The following is a 19,248-nucleotide window of genomic DNA, read 5'->3' as shown; positions in this document are numbered from 1 at the left end:
GCCTGCGCGAGGACAGCACACGACCCGAAGCGGGCGGTCAGCTCTTGCAGTTCAAAGTCCGCTTTCGATTGGATTGTGTTGAAAAAGTCTTGTTTGGGTCGGAGACGCAGGAGTTAGCGGCAGGTTTTCGAGTTGCGACCAAGGAAGAGTGTTGCTCAAAGATCAACAGAATTGACCGGACCGATGAAATCCATTTTCCCGAGGTCGACCCCATTCGTGCGCAAGATCGCGTAAGCCATAGATACATGGAAGTAGACATTCGGAATCACGATCTGCAGCAAATAGTTTTCACCAGTTAGCTTACCGGGCACCCACGACACCTGGACGATTCGATTCGCGGCGTCCGCGTACTGGTCCACAGCTACACTTTCGGCGAAGTCGATCGTCTTGCGAATGCGTGCACGCGCTTCGTCGAGCGTGTGTTCATTGTCCTCATGCCGCGGTGGCTGCTGTCCGGAAAGCCACGCGGCTCCGCCCTTCAAATAGTCGCAAGCGCTTTGTATCTGATAGAGCAACCCGCCCATGTCTGGGGCAAGGCGAGTCGATAGCAGAACCGCGACATCGAACTTCTTCGCATTCGCGGTGCGCTCGGCCTTGTCGAGATAGGTTTCCATTGCTCTTACTGCCTGAACGCATTGTGCGATAGCCTGTGCATACATTGGCGTCTCCCATGAGATGTGTTTCCGTGAACCGGCGCCGCACAACCGCCGCGAAGCGCCCGGTCATTGTGCAGCGAGGGATGTTTGTATCTCATACAATACTGCGAGCTGAACCTTACGTGAGCAAGCGCCTTGGACCGACTTGAAGCGATGGAAATGTTGCTGACTGCTGTGGACGGAGGCAGCCTCTCGGCAGCAGCGCGTCAACTGAAAATCCCTGTCAGCACGCTCACTCGCAAGGTGGCCGATCTCGAGGAGCTGCTCGGAACCCGCTTGCTCATACGCACCACCCGAAAGCTAACCCTGACCGAAGCGGGCATGTCGTATGTGGCGGCGGCCCGGCGCATCCTCGATCTCGTGCGTGAACAGGAGCACGAAGCCACGGGTGAGTTTTCGACGGCGAGAGGAGAACTCGTGGTGACGGCACCTGTGCAGCTGGGTCGCCTGCATGTCTTGCCTGTCATCAACCAGTTCCTCGCGCAATACCCGGACATCACCGTTCGACTGCTGCTTTCAGACCGGAACATCGACCTCATCGATTCGCACGCCGATCTCGCAGTGCGGATCGGAGAGCTTCCGGACAGCAATATGATCGCCACGCGTATTGGTTCATTGCGGCCGATCGTCTGCGGGAGTCCGGACTTCCTGGCAAAGCATTCACTCCCGCGCGAACCCGACGACCTCGTGAAGTATTCGTGTGTCGTCTTCAACAGCCCGTATCTGTCGCCGTGGCGCTTCCGTCTTCCTGCGAGCAACAAGATCTATATGCTCGAAGTGAAAGCCCGGCTCGAGGTCACGTCGCCGGACGCTGCCGTCAGCGCCGCGATGGACAGTGCCGGTATCACCTTCGTCTTCGAACACGATGCCGATGAAGCGGTTCGAAACGGACAACTCGAGATACTCCTGTCCGAGTTTGAAATCGATCCGGTGCCGGTTCATCTGGTGCATGTGTCCAGAAACCTGATGGCGATAAAGCTACGTCACTTCATCGACTTTGCGGCGCCCAAACTCAGAGAGTCGCTTTCCAGATTCGGCAAGCAAAAGCGGTCATAGCATCTTTCCCGCTTTCGCCACTTACGATTCTTCATCCTGATTGCCGAGTACCCGGTCGTTCCGGTTCTCGATGACCTCTCGCGTCGCCTTCGTCGCGCCTGGCCCGGGCGCAAACCGCACGTCCTGGTATTTCAATGCTTGCCCGCTAGGTGAGCGAACCCCCACGGCTTCTACGCGATGCCCGCTTGCATGTTCCACCAGTTCGATCGGCGGTTTGCCATTTCGCGCTAGCCACTTGTCGCCCCATTGCATGAGTGCGACCAGCACCGGGTACAGGTCTGCCCCTTTCGAGGTCAACCGGTAACCGAACGTATTCGCGCGTTCTGCAAGCGGGAAACGTTCGAGAATCTCAAGCTCGATCAAGCGCTCAAGGCGAGCCGTCAGGATATTGCGGGAGATACCGAGCCCGCTCTGAAACTCGTCGAAGCGCCTGCCGCCCTGCGTGCATTCGCGAACGATCAGCAGCGTCCACCACTCGCCGACCTCGTCGAGGGCGCGAGCGACCGAACAGTCCATTCCATCGAAGCGTTTTCTGTACATGATGGACCATATCGTAGCGCAAGTTGCGTCATGCAACTTAATCAGTTTATGGGGAACAGCTTCCCGATTTCGGCCAGTAGTGTGACGCAACTGCGTTACCTATAGTTGCGTCACGAAACTTAGCCGGTAGATGTCACGGGACATACCCGGAACGCGGCCAGCTTCCGGATTATTGGCGCTGCCTTCCTGCAAGACAGCAAGGAAGGATCACCTCACGGGCGAGTCAAGGCATACGACGCCGTTGTCCAGCCTGTATCCATACTTAGGAATACGATGAACATTCAAATCGATCAGTCCGAGACACGGAGCGCTGCTCCGGAACGCTCGGCAAACGCCGGGGCCGTTCGATGGGTCGGTAAAGGCGTCGCGGCCGTTGTCGTCATCGCCGTGGCCGCGACGGCGTTTCACCTGCATTCGTCGAGTTCGGCTCCTGTTGCCGTGCCGTCGCCGCCGTCCGTTGCAGTCAGTGCGCCATTGCAGCGCGATATCGAAGGCCGGCTCGCGTTCTTTGGCCAGTTCTCAGCGGTGAACCGCGTCGAATTGCGTGCGCAGGTCGGTGGCACGCTTACCCAGATCAACTTCAGGGACGGCGACATCGTGCATAAAGGCGATCTGCTCTTCGAGATCGACCCAGAACCGTATCAGATCAAACTGAGTGAAGCGACAGCCGAACTGGAATCCGCGAATGCCCGACTGGCACTCGCAACGCGGCAGCTCGCCCGCGCTCAGGAATTGCAGCGCTCGGAGGCAGGCACGGTCGAGAACGTCGATCAGAAAGTCGCCGAGCAGCGTGCGGCTCAAGCGGCCGTCGACAATGCAAATGCGCTGGTTCGCGACGCCAGGTTCGACCTGGATCGCTGCAAGATCACGGCACCGTTCACCGGCCGCATCGGCACGCACGAGGTGTCGACCGGCAATCTGGTGTCCGGCAGCCGCGCAGGTAGCGGCCCAACGACGCTGCTCGCGACCATCGTTTCGCTCGATCCGGTCCATCTGGATTTCGATATCAGCGAAAACGACTACGCCGCATTCCAGCGCTCGCGTGGAACGCAGAGAGGGCCGCTGGCCGACACGGTGAATATTTCGCCGACCGGCGATAGCGGTTTTACCCGCACCGGCACGCTTAATTTCATCGACAACGCGCTCGACCGGTCGAGCGGGACCATCCACGCGCGCGCAACCATTCCCAATAGCGATCTGTCGTTGACGCCCGGAGGCTTTGCCCGTGTCCGGCTCGCAACGACTGCACCGCAACCGGCATTGCTCGTGCCCGACGCCGCCGTACTCGAGGACCAGACGGACCACATGGTCTACGTCGTTGGAGACGACAACGTGGCCACGCCGAGAAAGGTCGAGACAGGCGATCTCCGCGGCGGTCTGCGAATCATCCGCTCTGGATTGAAGCCGACTGATCGCGTCGTGATCGACGGCATTGCGGCTGTCCATCCCGGCGCGAAGATTTCCCCGCAAGCCGGAACGATAAGGTTCTCGACGGAGCAGGGTAACGAAGGAGCGGCATCATGAAACTGACTCACTTCTTTATCGAGCACCCACGTTTTGCGGCGGTGCTCAACATATTCGTGGTTCTGATCGGTCTGGCAACCATGATGTCGTTGCCCGTGGCCCAATATCCGAACATCGTTCCCACGACGATCCAGATTACGACGTCGTATCCGGGTGCGTCGGCCGATACCATTGCCCGCACCGTTGCAACGCCGCTTGAACAGTCCATCAACGGCGTCGAGAACATGGACTACATTTCGAGCCAGTCGACGGGTAACGGTCAGCTGACGATCACGGTGATCTTCAAGGTCGGCACGAACCCGGACACTGCGCTGCTGCTGACACGTAGCCGCGTCGAAGATACCTTGTCGCGCTTGCCGCAGGACGTGCAGCTGCAAGGCGTCCAGGTGAAGAAGACGATTCAGGCCCTTCTGCTCGGCGTACACGTCTACTCGCCCGACGGATCACGCAGTCCTGAGTACATGTCGAACTATATGCTCAAGATCCGCGACCAGATCGCGCGTCTGCCGGGCGTGTCGGACTTCCAGCTATTCGGCGAGCGGCAGTACGCAATGCGGATCTGGATCGATCCGGACAAGGCTGCGTCGTACAACATCAGCGCCACCGAAATTCTGGCGGCACTTCGCGCTCAGAACGCGCCCTTGTCGGCGGGCGTCCTCAATCAACCGCCCGTTTCGAATAAAGGCACCGGTGCTTACCAGATCAACGTCGATGCGCTGGGTCGTCTCAAGACGCCCGAGCAGTTCGGCGATATCGTCGTCAAGTCTGACTCGCAGGGTCGTGTTACCCGGATTCGCGATATCGGTCGCGCCGAACTGGGCTCGGTCGATTACGGTTCCAAGGCTTATGCAGACCGCTACGCGTCGACGCCCTGGTTCGTGATTGCTACGCCCGATGCGAACGTCGTGCAGGTCGAGCATGCCGTCTGGAAAAAGATGGCGGAACTAAGGAAGAGCTTCCCGCCCGGCATCGACTACATCAAGATCTACGACCCCACGACGTTCGTCGGTCAGTCCATCGAAGAAGTCGCCAAAACGATCACCATTGCCGTGCTACTCGTGGTGGGGGTGGTGTATCTGTTCCTTCAGAACTGGCGCGCCACGATCATTCCGGTCGTCGCGATTCCGGTTTCGCTGGTCGGAACCTTCACGATCCTTTCGCTGTTCGGCGCGTCGATTAACAACCTCTCACTGTTCGGACTGGTCCTCGCCGTTGGGATCGTCGTGGACGATGCAATCGTGGTGGTCGAGAACGTCGAACGGAATATGGCGCGTGGCATGTCACCACGAGAAGCGGCGCATCAAACGATGAACGAGGTCTCGACCGCGATCATTGCCATCGCGCTCACGCTGTGCGCAGTGTTCGGTCCCACGGCCTTGATGTCCGGCATCTCCGGTCTTTTCTTCAAGCAGTTCGCGATTACGATTGCGGCATCCACCGTCATCTCGTGCTTCGTTTCTCTCACGCTGAGTCCCGCACTTTGTGCCGTGCTTCTCAAGCCTCATGCGATGGAGAAACCTCACGGCGGAGCCAGTATGCTCGGCCGCATCCACCATGCAGTCTTTGGACGATTCAACCTGTCGTTCGAATGGTTGTCGTCCAGGTATGGAAAGCTGACCGGCCGTTTCGTCCGCGCGACGACTGTGATGCTGATCGTCTATGCAGGGCTGATTGCTGCGACTGCATTCCAGATGTCGAGGATGCCAACGGGTTTTATTCCGGATCAGGACATCGGATATCAGGCCGTCATTGCATTCCTTCCGCCAGGTTCGAGCCTCGAGCGCACCGACAAGGTGATCCGGGAGATCAACGACATCGTTCTGAATACGCCGGGAATGAAGGGTGTCACGCATACGTCGCCGGTGGCAGGTTTCGATGTGACGACGGGCACCACCGCGCCTAACGTGGGTACGCTTTTCTATGGACTTCCCTCGCTCTATGGGAAGCACGTCCCAGGCGTCAACGCAGCATCGATGCTGGTCACGCTGCGCAAGCGGGTCTCGGTCGTCAAGGATGCGGTCGTCGTCGTGGTCAATCCACCGCCGGTTCAGGGACTGGGTTCAGCGGGTGGCTTCAAGCTGATGCTCGAAGATCGCGGTGGCGTGGGTCCGCAGGCACTCGCAAAGGCCGCTAATATTCTGGTCGCAGCGGCTAACAAGGACAAGGTATTCGGCGGCGTCTTTACGCTATACAACGCCGGAGCACCGTCCGTGTTCACGGATATCGATCGCCTGAAAGCAGAGAAAGTCGGTCTCACGCCAACCGATGTGTTTTCGACGATGAACCTCTATCTCGGCTCCCAGTACGTGAACGATTTCAACTTCATGGGCCGCACGTATCAGGTTCGGGTGCAGGGCGATCAGGCATTCCGTCAGACGCCGGAGGATATCGGCCGTCTCAAGGTCCGCAATGCGGCCGGTGAAATGGTGCCTGTCAGCAGTGTCGCGACATTCCAGAACGTGACCGAACCCTATCGGGTGCCTCGCTACAACATGTATCCCGCCGCAGAAATCATGGGCGCGGCCGGGCCAGGCTACTCATCGGGAGACGCGATCGAGCATATGGAACATCTCGCGGATCAGGTGCTTCCGAACGGGGTCTCCTATGAGTGGACCGACCTGGCTCATCAGCAAAAAGAGCAGACCATGTCGCCGCTCGTGATCTTCGCGGCGTCTGCGTTGTTCGTCTTTCTGGTCCTTGCCGCGCAGTATGAAAGTTGGAAAACACCGCTCGCGATCGTTCTGATCGTTCCGATGTGTCTTCTCGCAGCCGCGATTGGACTGAACGTTAGAGGGATGCCGATCGACATCCTCGCGCAAATCGGTTTTGTCGTCCTTGTGGGGCTCGCGGCGAAGAACGCGATCCTGATTGTCGAGTTCGCGAAGCAGCGCCAGGAGGAGGACGGTGTCGGTGCGGAGGACGCGGCGGTCCATGCAGCCCACGTGCGACTGCGCCCGATCCTGATGACGTCGTTCGCGTTTATTGCAGGGGTCGCGCCACTTGCCATCGCAAGCGGGGCAGGCTCGGAAATGCGGCAGTCGCTCGGCACGACGGTGTTCTTCGGCATGCTCGGCGTGACGCTCTTCGGGCTTGCGTTCACGCCTGCGTTTTTTGCCTTCGTTCGCAAGCTTGGCATCAAGGACACGCCAGCGTTGCCCCGGCAACTCGGTAGAGGAGAAGTGAAATGAACACCGTCATATCCAGAACATCGAAAGCGATCATGGGCAGTCTGATCGTCAGCGCTTTCCTTGCGGGCTGTGCCGTCGGACCGGACTATGTCGCGCCCGACATCGAGATGACATCGTTCCACAACGCGAAGACAGTCGCTGACCGCCAGACGACGCTGCCGGCACCGAAACTCGATAGCTGGTGGACCGGGTTCGACGACCCAGAACTGGTCAAGGTGGTACAGCGCGCGCTGGCTCAAAACCTGAGTATTCAGGCTTCGATCGCACGGGTTGCGCAGTCGCGCGCTGCGGCTCAGGCAGCGGGCGCGCAACTGCTTCCTACCGTCGATGCCAACGCGTCGTATTCGGCAGAGCATCAGAGTGTCCAGAGTCCTCTAGGCACGCTCGCGAGCGCATTCCCCAATTACAGTCGCAACCAGAAGGAATATGTCGCGGGTGCGACTGCAAGCTGGGAAATCGATCTGGCCGGCGGCTTGAGGCGCACGCATGCAGCCGCCACTGACGAAGAACAGGCCGCCGAGGCTGCGCAACTTGGAACGCGCGTAACAGTGGCGGCCGACGCCGCGGACGCGTATCTGCAAATCAGAGGACTGCAGGCGGCACTGGCAGTCACGCAGGATCAGGTGGATACCGATGCACATCTGCTCGAACTCGTGAAAGCGCGCAAGCAGGCCGGTGCCGCCGACGCGCGCGAAGTCGCACAGGCGGAAGCCCTGTTGCGTCAGGCACGGGCCACTGTCCCGAGCTTACGGGTGACGCTCGAAGCTCAATTGAATCGACTCGATGTGCTGATGGGTGCGCAGCCGGGCACCTATGCGGTGGAACTCGGCGCGCACGCTGGCGCGATTCCGGAGGTTCCCGCGATCGGACGTATGGATCAGCCCGTCGATGTGCTGCGACGCCGCCCTGACATCATTGCTGCAGAGCGTCATCTGGCAGCCTCGAACGAAGCGATCGGCGCGGCACTTTCCGAGTACTACCCGAAGATTTCGCTCGCCGGCGCACTGGGATTCGACAGCATCACCGGCAGCGGCTTCCTCAGTGCGAAGTCGTTCCAGCCTGTCGGGACAGGCGCGCTGCAATGGCGTCTTTTCGATTTCGGCAAGGTCGATGCCGAGGTCAGGAATGCGCGCGGATCGTATGCGGAAGCACTCGCGCAGTATCGCGAGGCAGCGCTCAAGGCAACTGAGGACGTCGAAGACGCCTTGATGACGCTTTCTCAAACGGAGATCCGTTTGCAGGAAATCCAGCAGGAGGTCGACTCGTTGATGAAGGCGCGCGATCTCTCGGAGAAGGCGTATCGCGCAGGTTCGATCACGCTGACCGATGTGCTCGATGCCGATCGACAGCTTCTCGATGCCCGCAACGATCTCGATGCGACGAAGGCAGACGCTGCCCGCGCTGCGGTGAGAACGTTCCGTTCGCTGGGAGGCGGATGGGACGCTCCTGAGCAGCACGTCGCCCAGACGAACTGACTCGTAGGGGCGCGTTTTGTGCGCCTACGTGCGCCTACGTGCGCCTACTTGCCGCTTCGTGCCGCGTAGCAGCAATGTGCGCGGCAATCCACCTGTCCGTTTTGTGGGGAACAGCTTCCCACTTCCGCCTGGTAGTGCGGCCCGCGCGGCTTACCTATAGTTTCGTCAAGCAACTCTACTCGCCATCTTTACGGAGAAGTCCCCATGGATCGCCGCCTTCTAACACTCGCACTTGGCATGTTCGCGCTTGGCACCGACAGCTTTGTCTTCGCGGGCATCCTGCCGGAAATTGCTCACTCGTTCGGCGTTAGCATCGGCGCTTCCGGCCAGCTGATCAGTGTCTATGCACTGAGCTACGCACTACTCGGTCCGACCATCGCGGCGCTGGCTGCCAACGTTGCGCGCAAGCGTCTGTTGCTCAGCGGTATCGGGCTGTTCGTCATCGCCAATCTCGGTACCATCGTTGCGCCAAACTTCGGCATCGCGTTGGCCACGCGGGCTTTTGCCGGTCTTGGTGCAGCAATGTTCTCACCGACTGCCAGCGGAACCGGTGCATCGCTCGTGCCGCCCGAGCGTCGCGGATATGCGTTGTCGATCATCGTTGCCGGCCTGACGACGGCGACTGCGCTAGGCTCGCCGATCGGTGCGGTGATCGGCGGGCTTGCGGGCTGGCACTGGACTTTGGTGCTGGTCGCCGTGCTGGGCGCTGCTGCGTTCGCCGGTATCCTGGCGTTTTTGCCCGAAGTCCCGCTGCCGCCCGCCATCTCGCTCACCGGGCGTCTGTCTCCGGTCACGGATTCCCGCGTCGGACTCACGCTTGCCACGACGGTGCTGGCGCAGATCGGTACCTTCATCATGTTCAGCTACTTCTCCGTCGTGTTCGACCGTGCGACGGGTCACAGCGCAGTGTTGCTCGGCGGACTGCTGGTGCTATGGGGGCTTGCGGGCACCTGTTCGAATCTGCTGACCGGACGCATTCTCGACAGGATCGGCTCGCACAAGGTCGTCGTGATCAAACTCTCTATCGTCGCCATCGCCATCCTCACGATGCCGATCACCGGCGCACACCTTTGGAGTGCGGCAATCGCGGTCACGATCTGGGGAGCCTGTGCATGGGGTGTACTGGTGCCGCAACAGTTTCGACTCGCGAGCCTCAATCCGCCGATGACCTCCGTGCTGGTCGGTCTGAATACGTCGGCGACCTACGTGGGTGTGTCGATCGCGGGCGCCCTCGGTGCAGCCATGATTCCGCTCATCGGCACTCACAACCTGGGCTACCTCGCCAGCGTTCCGGTGGTCATCGCAATCGTCGTGTCCGGGCTTGCAACGCGTCGCATTGCGTCGTTCTCAAATACGGCGAAGCGCGTTGTTGCTGCGTGAGCGTTGCCAGTTAATCATCAATGCAATCGCCGGACGAAGACTGTGCACGATGCCGGTATTTGGGCTCTCTTCGCGCTGGCCTTACCTGATCCGCAAGGAGGAACAACAATGTCTCACGCAAGCACATTTCATCAGTTGCACCGCAATGCATCGCCGCTACGGTTACCGAATGTGTGGGACGCCGGGAGTGCACGTCTTGTCGAAGCGCTAGGCGCTCCGGCAATCGCGACGACCAGCGCAGGGTTCGCATGGGCACTGGGTTATCCGGACGGACGGGTTCTTCCCTTCGATGAGGTTGTAGCCACTGTTCGACGCATCATCCGCGTTCTGAAGGTGCCACTGTCGGTCGATATTGAAAACGGCTATTCCGACGACCCGAAAACGGTTGCGGACCATGTCATGCGGCTGGTGGAGCTAGGAATTGCCGGCATCAATATCGAGGACGGCCCGGACGCAGCGTCGCTTCTCGCTTCCAAGATCGAGGCGATCAAGCGTGCCGTTGCGAAGTCCGGTTCGGAACTCTTCATTAACGCACGCAGCGACGTTTTTCTGGCAAGCCTTGTCGAGAAATCGACGCAGCCGGAAGAGTCGATCGCACGAGGGAAGCTGTATACATCGGCGGGCGCGGATGGTCTTTTTCTTCCTGCACTTGTGCATACGTCCGATATCGAGACGATAGCCGGCTCGATCCGGATACCGCTTAACGTCATGGCGGTTCCCGGGCTTGCCGATGCCGCGACGCTCGGTAAGCAAGGGGTTCGTCGGCTCAGTGCGGGCAGCGGCATCTCGCAAGTCGTGCTCGGTAAAGCGAAGGCCATCGCACGCGAATTCCTGGAGAGTGGTCGCTCTGAATCGCTCGATGACACGCCTGTGCCGTATGCCGAGCTTCAGGCTCTTTTTCGCCAGGGATGACAAACCCGTGAAGGGCAAGGGTGCGCTTGATCAGATGGCGCCTTGAGGCGTCGCGTTTTGCGGCGATGAAATTTGATTGTTAAGGAAGATCTGCAAAAGTCCTGGCATTGCGTTGTTGCTGAGCTATCCTGGAAACAGAGCGAATTAGGTGGGGGGCAACGTGATGACGCAGCTTGGTCTTGGTCTGGATCTGTCAACGAAGCGCACGCGCAAGCGGGAATTTCTCGATGAGATGCGACGTGTTGTGCCCTGGTTGAAGCTGATTGCGCTGATTGAGCCGCACTATCCCACGGGCAAAACCGGTCGGCCGCCGTTCCCGATTGCAACGATGTTGCAGATTAATTTCATGCAGCAATGGTTCGGTCTGTCAGACCCTGCCATGGAAGAGGCACTCTATGACGTTCCGCTGTATCGCGAGTTCGCGGGTCTCGACGGCGGGATGGTTCGCTTGCCGGATGAAAGCACGATTCTCCGGTTCCGCCATCTGCTGGAAACGCACGGACTGGCGGTGCAAATGCTGGCGCTGGTCAATGAAATCCTGACGGAGAAAGGCCTGATGCTCAAGGCTGGATCGGCAGTCGACGCCACTCTGATTGCCGCGCCCAGTTCGACAAAGAATGGCTCCGGCACGCGTGATCCGGAAATGCAATCAACGCAGAAAGGTGGCAACTGGTACTTCGGGATGAAAATGCATGTCGGCGTGGACGCCGACTCGGGCCTGGTCCATACGGTCATTGGAACGGCGGCCAATGTTCACGACATCACCGTAGCCCAGGCGTTGCTGCATGGTGAGGAAACGGACGTGTATGCGGACGCCGGTTATCAGGGTATCGAAAAGCGTTGTGAGACTGACGCGGTTCGTTGGCATGTGGCGATGCGACCGGCAAAGCGCAGGAAACTGGATCTGAGCGACTCGTTGGACGCGATCTATGATCAGATCGAGCGCCTGAAGGCGGGTATTCGGGCCAAGGTCGAACACCCGTTTCGCATCCTCAAGCGACAGTTCGGTTACATGAAGACCCGCTATCGTGGTTTGATGAAGAACACCGCCCAGATCACTACGCTGTTTGCTTTGGGCAATTTATGGATGGCGCGTAGAGCTTTGCGCAAAGCTTGAAACACCGGGCCGATGAAGATCACATGTCTGGTTGGAGCGCTCCGGCGCGCGGAAAAACCATGGCAATCAACTCACCAACAAAGATCTGAAGGCCGAGGCTGCGCTTGATGCGAAAGGTAATGCTTCAAAAGCGGGTTGTGCAGACCTTCCTTAACACAGGCAGACGGCAATTTATAACCGTCTGTATCGTTTTACACACCAAGGAGATTGTAATGACGCTGAGTGGAAAACGCGCTCTGGTAACGGGAGCAAGCAGGGGAATCGGGGCTGAAATCGCGAAGGCCTTGGCAGCAGCCGGCGCAGATGTGGCGATCACCTATGAAAAATCGGCGGAGCAGGCCGCTAGTGTCGTGAAGGCGATCGAAGCGGAAGGCCGACGTGGCGTTGCCATCCAGGCCGACAGCGCAGATGCATCGGCGATTCAAGCGTCGGTGCAGAAGACGGTCGAAACGCTGGGCGGGCTCGACATCCTGGTCAACAATGCCGGCATTCTTCGAATGGGTAACGTAAGAGATATTTCGATCGAAGACATCGATGCGACCCTCAACGTCAACGTGCGTGCGCCGATCATAACTGCAAAGGCGGCGATTCCTCATCTCAAGACCGGCGGGCGGATCATTTCGATCGGAAGCTACTTTGCCGATCGGGTTCCGGCGTCGGTGCTCGGAGTATATGCGGGTTCAAAATCCGCGCTCGTGGCCTTCACCCAAGGCCTTGCGAGAGAGCTAGGGTCACAGGGTATTACGGCGAATCTCGTTCAGCCGGGTTCGATCGATACCGACATGAACCCGGTCGAAGGTCCGTTTGCATCGACATTGAAATCGCTGACGGCGACGGGCGACTATGGCAAAGGCGCGGACATCGCGCAGGCGGTGGTATTCCTCGCGAGTGCCAGCGCAAGCTACGTCACCGGCTCGACGCTGACCGTCGATGGTGGTGCCAACGCTTAAAAGAAATCTGCGTGGCCGTGGACGAGGCATGCGCGAGAGTAAAGACCTGTTCCGGAAGGCGCGTGCGGAGTGCCTCATAGGGATCGCGCGGCCCAAAGTACTGATGCGCGGATCACGACCAGTTACGCGCCAAATCCGTCCTACCGATTCTCGATCCAAGGCGACACTGTATTAGTCGAGAGATTGGAGTCTTCTCAACTCGCATTGCCTCGGAGGCAAGATGTTCTGTGGAAAAACGAGATGACAAGAGCGATGATCAGGCGTCAAGCGACAAACGTGGGGAACTATAGTTCTGCCCTCTCAGCCGCTTCTGCGAGTAATAAAAAATCGCATAGTCCTGCGTCTCATTGGCCATCGATTGATGGTCCGATAGTAACGGCTAAGCGGTCGTTCAGAGGCACGCACCGAGGGACTCCTCCTGGCCGGCAGTACGCGTTCACACCACCAACCGGAAAGCCGCCGTTGAGGATTCCAATGTCGGCTCTGTAAAGTGTTCATCGAACTGGTGCGGCGAAGGCGGAAACCGACGCCATCACTGACGCGCTGCGCGCCGTCGCGCTGGTGTCCGGCGCCTGCGCATTCGCAGGAGCGGGTCTCGCGGTGGCGACCATCCAGCCCGCAAGTGATGTGCTTGGCGTCGCCGGACGCGCCTGCTTTCGGCATCCGTACTTCGATCTCCGCTGAAACGCACCGCCTTCAGGCAGGCAACGATTAAGCGCGGCCCGCTGACGGATCGCCGTGTACAGGGTTGCTGCCAATCGCGCCGCAACCATGTGCGGGGACTGAGCCGTGGACAAGGTGCGGAACCCTTCTTGAAAATCCCGTGAAGCAATGAGGGGGTGGCCGAGCGTCCTGACGAATGCTCTGCGCATTCTTTCGGTATCGCCAAATCCGGTCTCTCCGGCGATCACTGCAAGTGAGAGTTCTCCGGTATCGACGAGGCTGCGAGCGGCATCGACCGCAGGACGAGCAAGATCGACCAGGTTTTGTACGTCAGCAAGAGCATACGTCGTCGGGCGTCCGCGACGGCGAAAGATAGCCGCCCGCGCCCGTGCCGAGCACACCTCGGCGTCGACCGTCAGGTCGGCCGGCAGCGCAACCTTCAACATCGACATCGTCTGAACGCCGTCTCCATTACGAAATGCGGTGCCTGGAGCGCGAGGGGTGTGCGCTACTCGAATGCAACGAGGGCTTGCGGCGAAGGTGGCAGCGGCGTCACCGTTACGTTGGAAAAGCCGGCTTCGCGGCCCATTTGCTCGAGTTCGCGCGCGGTGTACGCGTCGCCTTGCGGCGTGGATGCAAGCATCATAAAGGAAAACGCGGCTGCGAACGGCGGCGACACGCGATCCTCGTCGGGAACAAATTCCACCGCGAGCGCTCGCCCTGCGGGACTGAGGCTCCTGCGGACTTTCGAGAGTAATTCCACGCAGGTTGGCGGATCGAAGTGGTGCAGGAAGTTCGTGACCAGCGCCAGATCGAAATTCGTACCCCAATCGACTTCGAACGCACTGCCGGCGACCGTACGGTAACGCGAACTGACACCGGCCGCTGCGGCGTTCTCCGTCGCGACCTCGAGAACCGGTTGCCAGTCGGTCGCCACGATTTCCGCGCCGGGGATCGCTTCGGCGATCGCGATTCCGAACAGCCCATGCCCGGCTGCAATGTCCAGCACGCGCTTCGGTGCCTGAGGCCGTGCACTCACGTGTTGCGCGATGCTCTGTGCGGTTTGTGTCACGAAGGGTGCCATCGCACGCGCAAACTTCACCCAGACGGGATGCTCGGGGGCGATGTTGCCCAGCCCTACGGCTCCTCCGTTGCGAACGAACGCCGCAGGGTCGTCCAGCCACAGTGCCGTCATTTCAGGAGCCGCCAGGAAATCCACGATGCTCCCCGTCCAGGCCGGCGAGGAAGTCGTCAGGAATGCGGCGGTCGACGGCGTCAATCGGTACTGTCCCGTTTCCTTCTGCAGAAACCCGTGCACGGTCAGAAAGTCGCAGAGTATGCGCACACCGCGCTCGGCGGCCTTTACCCGCTCGGCTATACGCTTAACGTCGCCGTGCTCGTCCGCTATCGCGGTGAACAGATCGAGCTCGACGGCGGCTTTCACTGCGGCAGTCTTCTGATAGGCGATCGCGGCATCGACGAAGGCCTGCGGAGAGATGTCGTCCATGGTCGGTAGCTTATCGTGAGATACCCTGCAAACAGATGTTTGAATCGAATCTTTCTTGGCGGATTTTCAACGCGTTTGTGCAGCACGGGGCTTCTGATAAGCCTAGTCGAATAATGGCTGCGTGTCGAACCTCTGATTGAAGCGGGGGCAAGCGGCCACTCCGCAGGCCTGCTCGCATTCAGCGGAATCCCGAATTCGCGGCGCTGGCGCACTCCGTGAGTCTCGGCCGGAACCCGAATTTTCGGGTTCGGCCAGTTTCGGTCGTTCATCCACAGAGTGGAGCGGACGTTTGAACGTCTGCGTCAACCCAGACAGCGGTCATTCGTTGGGGCGTGACTGCAGGCAGGTCATCAGCCTGGTCTGATAGCCGGACAAGGAAGTGGGCGTCTGTGAGCGTCCGCTATCAACTGTGAGTATCGTCGGACCGAGGTCGTCCAGATGGCCGCGTACTGCCTGACGCAACCGTCCACAGTCAGGTGCAACGCTCGTCCATACTTGATCGCCCACAGGCAAGTTGGGATCGAACGCCGCGATTCTCACGACGCCTCGCGCACCCTCGCCAGCAATCTTGGCCATGGACACAGAAAGAAGCAACGGCGCGACAGGAAGGCTGGCAAAGACATAAGCAATCTCAATCCGGAACTTCGAGATACACGGATCTGGATGAACATCTATCTGGAAAATTCGTCTTTAAGCGCCGCGTATATTCTGCGATATCGCGCGAGCCGGTCCCGGGTCACGGTCCGGTGCCCTGCGTCGGGTTCGCATACCTCGATCGTTGCCGGAGACGTACACACCTGCTTGACGTTCTCCTTCGTGACGGCCAACCGCGCAAGCCGTGCAGCGCCTAAAGCGGCGCCGACATCTCCGCCATGATGGCGGCGCATTGCAACGCCAGTGGCTGTTGCACAAAGCTTCGCCCAGAAACGGCTACGCGAGCCGCCTCCAATGAAAGACGCCGTGCCCAGCGCCGTCCCGGCACCTTGTAGCGCTGCGTAACCGTCGGCCATCGCGAAAGCCACGCCTTCCATCACGCTGTACGCAAGGTCGGCCTCACCGTGAGCGCTGGTTAGCCCCCAGAACACACCCTTTGCATTCGCGTCATTGTGAGGCGTACGCTCACCGCTCAGGTACGGCAGGAACAGCGGTGCGCCCCGCGCGTCGGCCTTCTCGGCCAAGCCGGCAAGCTCGGCGACGTCCTTCTTAAGCACGTCGGACAGCCACGCGAGACTTGAAGCCGCCGACAGGATGACGCTCATCTGATGCCAGCGGTCCGGCAAGCAATGGCAGAACGCGTGCACCGCCTGCGCGGGATTCGGCGCAAACCGGTCAGTTCCGGCAAACAGCACGCCAGACGTGCCCAATGACAGGAACGCGCTACCGGCGTCGGCGACGCCCATGCCGATCGCGCTGGCTGCGTTATCACCCGCACCGCCGCAAAGGAGCACTGGGCTAGCAATGCCCCATTCGCGCCGCAATGTATCGTTTAACTGTGCCGCAGCCTCGCTGCCTTCTACCAGCCTGGGCATGTGCTCACGCGAAAGGCCGGTCGCGGAGAGCATCCTGTCCGACCAGTCACGCTTCGCGACGTCGAGCCACAGTGTGCCCGACGCATCGGACATCTCGGAGACGAACTCGCCAGTTAAGCGCCACGCCACGTAGTCCTTCGGCAACAGGATCTTGTGCGCTGCGCGGAACACGGCCGGTTCGTATTTAGACAGCCAGAGCAGTTTCGGCGCGGTGAAACCCGGCATCGCAAGGTTGCCGGTAATCGAGCGCGACTCTGGAACCAGCGCTTCGAGCTCCACACATTCGGCAAACGCCCGGGTGTCGTTCCACAGGATCGCCGGGCGTAACACCTGACCGGCGCGATCAAGCAGGGTCGCGCCATGCATCTGTCCAGATAACCCAATACCGCGTAGCGCCGAAAAGCCAGCGGGATTGGACGCCCGCACCTGCGCGATTGCATCAAGTGTGGCGTGCCACCACGCCTGCGGGCTCTGTTCGGACCAGTGGGGGTGAATATTCTCGACTTCAAGTCGTGCACTGCCGGTGGCGATCGTGTGCGATTCGTCGTCTGTGAGTAGCGCTTTTACCTCGGAGGTCCCAAGGTCGATTCCAAGGAAAGTCAAGAGTGTCGTCCTGGTTCTTGCGGCCGGCTCGTCTTGCCGAAGCAAAACGTCAAGCCGCGATCATGTGTTCGTTAAGCTGATGCAGCGCGCGAAACTTCGATGGCGGCATCGCTTTCGTTGAAAGGAATTGACGATTGAAGTTCGACAGATTGTTAAAGCCAACGCGATAGCAGATCTCCGTCACGCTAAGCGTCGAACACATCAGCAGTTCACACGCTTCGTTGATCCGGAGCCGGTTCTGGTACTGCACAAACGTACACCCCGTATGTCGTCGGAAAAAGCGTGTGAACGTGCTCACGCTCATGCCGGCAAGCTCAGCGACATCAGCTTCGCGCAATGTGCCCGGGAGGTTCTGCTGAATGTACGAGAGCACCTGATTGATCGTGGACTGCATGTAGCGATGCGCGTTGACATCGTATGCGGGTCCCGCCAGCAAGGTGCGCTCGGTGCACGCCGACAACCTGTCGAAGATCGACATCAACAATTCGACGCGGCGACAACCGTGTGAAACAGCAAGCTCCAGCATCATTGGCGCAATGGCCAGGCCCACCGCATCCGGAAACTGTATCCCGCGCGCTGCATCGTCGACCAGGCCGACGATCGAGTGCAATTCGGTGAACGCGGCCACCATGCGTTCGACCGCGTCACGCGAAAACTGGAGGACCACGTCGCGTGACGGCACGGTTTCGCGCTCGCCGACTTCGCTGATCCAGTTGTGCGGTAAATTCGGCCCGGTGATCACCAGGTTACCTGGCGCGAAGTCACCGATGAAATCGCCGACAAAAAACTTGCCGGTCGACGCCCGGATGACGTGAATCTCATACTCCGGATGAAAGTGCCATTTCGCTACCGTATGCGGATAGTCGTGCGCCCAGGCACGGAACGACTCGTCCCGTCGCGTGTATACCAACTCCAGGTCCGGATTCATACCGCTTCTCCTCCTCGGCCGTCTCGACGCCGCGACTTCTTTTGTTAATGCTAAGCCGCTCCCTGTACACCCAATTCTTGATGTGGCGGACCGGCGAGCGTTGTTCTGATGCTCTGAGGAACAGGCAATGAGACGTTTTGCTCCGTCTGGGCATCGAAAACGTGCAGGTCGGCTACTTTGAACTGAAACGTTACCACGCTATCCAGTTCGGGTAGGTCACCCGCTGGCACCAGGGCGGCCAGGCGTTCGCCGGCGAATTCGAACGTGACAAGCGCCTCCGCGCCCAGCAGTTCGATCAGCTCCACCTTGCCGCGAAGCCTTAGCGAGCCGAACTCATCGTCTGCGGACGCCACCTTCAGATAGTTCGGCCGGATCGCCAGTTTCACCGCCTGGCGGTGCTGCAGCCCTGCGAAACGCGGCCCGACAAGAGCCCAGCGCTGGCCCTGCACCTGGACGAAGCACGTTTCACCTGTTCGCTCGACCGTCCCGGATATGAGATTCATGGCGGGTGTGCCGATGAACCCTGCGGCGAACAGCGTATACGGGAAATGGTACAGATCAGATGGCGTGCCGGCCTGCTCAATCCGCCCGCCCCGCATCAGGATCACACGGTCGGCGAGCGTCATGGCCTCGAGCTGGTCGTGCGTCACATACACCGTCGTGGTCTTCAGGCGCTTGTGTAGCCGCTTGATATCGCCTCGTAATTGGGCTCGCAGTTTCGCGTCGAGGTTGGACAGCGGCTCATCGAAGAGGAATACCTCGGGTGTCTTGATCATTGCCCGAGCGATCGCAGCGCGCTGCTGCTGGCCGCCCGACATTGCTCGCGGTTTGCGATCGAGCAACCCGTCGAGGTTCAGCATCGCAGCGACTTCTCGCACGCGACGGTCGATTTCTGCAGCCCGCACCTTCAGCCGGCGCAAGCCAAACGCGACGTTGTCATACACTGTCATGTGCGGATACAGGGCGTAGTTCTGGAACACCATCGCGACGTTACGCTCGCGCGCCGGCAAGTCGTTCACGACGGTGTCACCGATCGCAAGGTCCCCGCCCGTGATACCTTCGAGACCCGCAATCATGCGAAGCATCGTGGATTTGCCACATCCGGATGGCCCGAGCAACACGACGAACTCACCGTCGTCGATTTCCATATCGAGTGGATGCAGCACCGGCGGCCCGCCGTCGTAACGCTTCGTGAGGCCTCTGCAGACGATTTTGGCCAT

The 19,248-nt window shown here is 59.8% G+C and carries 15 protein-coding genes; 8 read left to right on the top strand and 7 right to left on the bottom strand.

Annotation, left to right across the window (positions count from 1 at the left end):
* Positions 1 to 155 precede the first annotated feature (155 nt).
* A complete protein-coding gene (locus OKW37_RS37510) occupies positions 156 to 659 on the bottom strand; it encodes a DUF1993 domain-containing protein (protein ID WP_429402258.1) in 504 nt (167 codons plus the stop codon).
* 150 nt (positions 660 to 809) lie between these two features.
* On the opposite strand from OKW37_RS37510, the gene OKW37_RS37505 reads away from it, so the two are divergent.
* On the top strand, positions 810 to 1,712 hold the full coding sequence (locus tag OKW37_RS37505; protein WP_429402259.1) for a LysR family transcriptional regulator: 903 nt from the start codon (positions 810 to 812) through the stop codon (positions 1,710 to 1,712).
* A gap of 21 nt (positions 1,713 to 1,733) precedes the next feature.
* Here OKW37_RS37505 and OKW37_RS37500 read toward each other — a convergent pair whose 3' ends face one another.
* Complete coding sequence (locus OKW37_RS37500; RefSeq protein ID WP_429402260.1) at positions 1,734 to 2,342, bottom strand: winged helix-turn-helix transcriptional regulator; 609 nt, start codon at positions 2,340 to 2,342, stop codon at positions 1,734 to 1,736.
* Positions 2,343 to 2,525: 183 nt separating this feature from the next.
* Here OKW37_RS37500 and OKW37_RS37495 point away from each other — a divergent pair, with 183 nt between their 5' ends.
* The 7 genes from OKW37_RS37495 (at position 2,526) to OKW37_RS37465 (ending at position 12,798) form a co-directional block, all read left to right on the top strand.
* The gene (locus OKW37_RS37495) at positions 2,526 to 3,776 is read left to right on the top strand and encodes an efflux RND transporter periplasmic adaptor subunit (protein ID WP_429402261.1); all 1,251 of its coding nucleotides are present in this window, start codon (positions 2,526 to 2,528) and stop codon (positions 3,774 to 3,776) included.
* Positions 3,773 to 6,964, top strand: coding sequence for an efflux RND transporter permease subunit (locus OKW37_RS37490; protein WP_429402262.1), 3,192 nt, complete (start codon positions 3,773 to 3,775; stop codon positions 6,962 to 6,964). Before OKW37_RS37495 ends, OKW37_RS37490 begins: the two co-directional genes overlap by 4 nt.
* Entirely contained in the window at positions 6,961 to 8,439 is a 1,479-nt protein-coding gene (locus OKW37_RS37485) for an efflux transporter outer membrane subunit (protein ID WP_429402263.1), read from the top strand. Before OKW37_RS37490 ends, OKW37_RS37485 begins: the two co-directional genes overlap by 4 nt.
* Before the next feature lie 204 nt (positions 8,440 to 8,643).
* Positions 8,644 to 9,819: an MFS transporter gene (locus OKW37_RS37480; protein WP_429402264.1), complete on the top strand. Its 1,176-nt coding sequence runs from the start codon at positions 8,644 to 8,646 to the stop codon at positions 9,817 to 9,819.
* A gap of 108 nt (positions 9,820 to 9,927) precedes the next feature.
* Positions 9,928 to 10,731, top strand: coding sequence for an isocitrate lyase/PEP mutase family protein (locus OKW37_RS37475; protein WP_429402265.1), 804 nt, complete (start codon positions 9,928 to 9,930; stop codon positions 10,729 to 10,731).
* Between the two features lie 163 nt (positions 10,732 to 10,894).
* A complete protein-coding gene (locus OKW37_RS37470; RefSeq protein WP_429402529.1) occupies positions 10,895 to 11,848 on the top strand; it encodes an IS5 family transposase in 954 nt (317 codons plus the stop codon).
* A gap of 212 nt (positions 11,849 to 12,060) precedes the next feature.
* Positions 12,061 to 12,798, top strand: coding sequence for an SDR family oxidoreductase (locus OKW37_RS37465; protein WP_429402266.1), 738 nt, complete (start codon positions 12,061 to 12,063; stop codon positions 12,796 to 12,798).
* A gap of 494 nt (positions 12,799 to 13,292) precedes the next feature.
* Here OKW37_RS37465 and OKW37_RS37460 read toward each other — a convergent pair whose 3' ends face one another.
* The 5 genes from OKW37_RS37460 to OKW37_RS37440 form a co-directional block, all read right to left on the bottom strand.
* Positions 13,293 to 13,913: a hypothetical protein gene (locus OKW37_RS37460; RefSeq protein WP_429402267.1), complete on the bottom strand. Its 621-nt coding sequence runs from the start codon at positions 13,911 to 13,913 to the stop codon at positions 13,293 to 13,295.
* Between the two features lie 56 nt (positions 13,914 to 13,969).
* A complete protein-coding gene (locus OKW37_RS37455; RefSeq protein ID WP_429402268.1) occupies positions 13,970 to 14,968 on the bottom strand; it encodes a methyltransferase in 999 nt (332 codons plus the stop codon).
* A gap of 671 nt (positions 14,969 to 15,639) precedes the next feature.
* Positions 15,640 to 17,100 (bottom strand): xylulokinase, encoded by a 1,461-nt coding sequence (xylB, locus tag OKW37_RS37450; protein WP_429402269.1) that lies wholly within the window; start codon positions 17,098 to 17,100, stop codon positions 15,640 to 15,642.
* A 49-nt stretch (positions 17,101 to 17,149) separates the two neighbouring features.
* Complete coding sequence (locus OKW37_RS37445) at positions 17,150 to 18,028, bottom strand: AraC family transcriptional regulator (RefSeq protein ID WP_429402270.1); 879 nt, start codon at positions 18,026 to 18,028, stop codon at positions 17,150 to 17,152.
* A gap of 50 nt (positions 18,029 to 18,078) precedes the next feature.
* Positions 18,079 to 19,248 carry an ABC transporter ATP-binding protein gene (locus tag OKW37_RS37440; protein ID WP_429402271.1) on the bottom strand — a complete coding sequence of 390 codons (1,170 nt, stop codon included), beginning with the start codon at positions 19,246 to 19,248 and terminating at the stop codon, positions 18,079 to 18,081.

Source organism: Paraburkholderia sp. MM5482-R2 (assembly GCF_050436125.1).
Taxonomy (GTDB): Bacteria; Pseudomonadota; Gammaproteobacteria; order Burkholderiales; family Burkholderiaceae; genus Paraburkholderia; species Paraburkholderia tuberum.
This window is presented reverse-complemented; position numbering and strand designations above follow the sequence as displayed.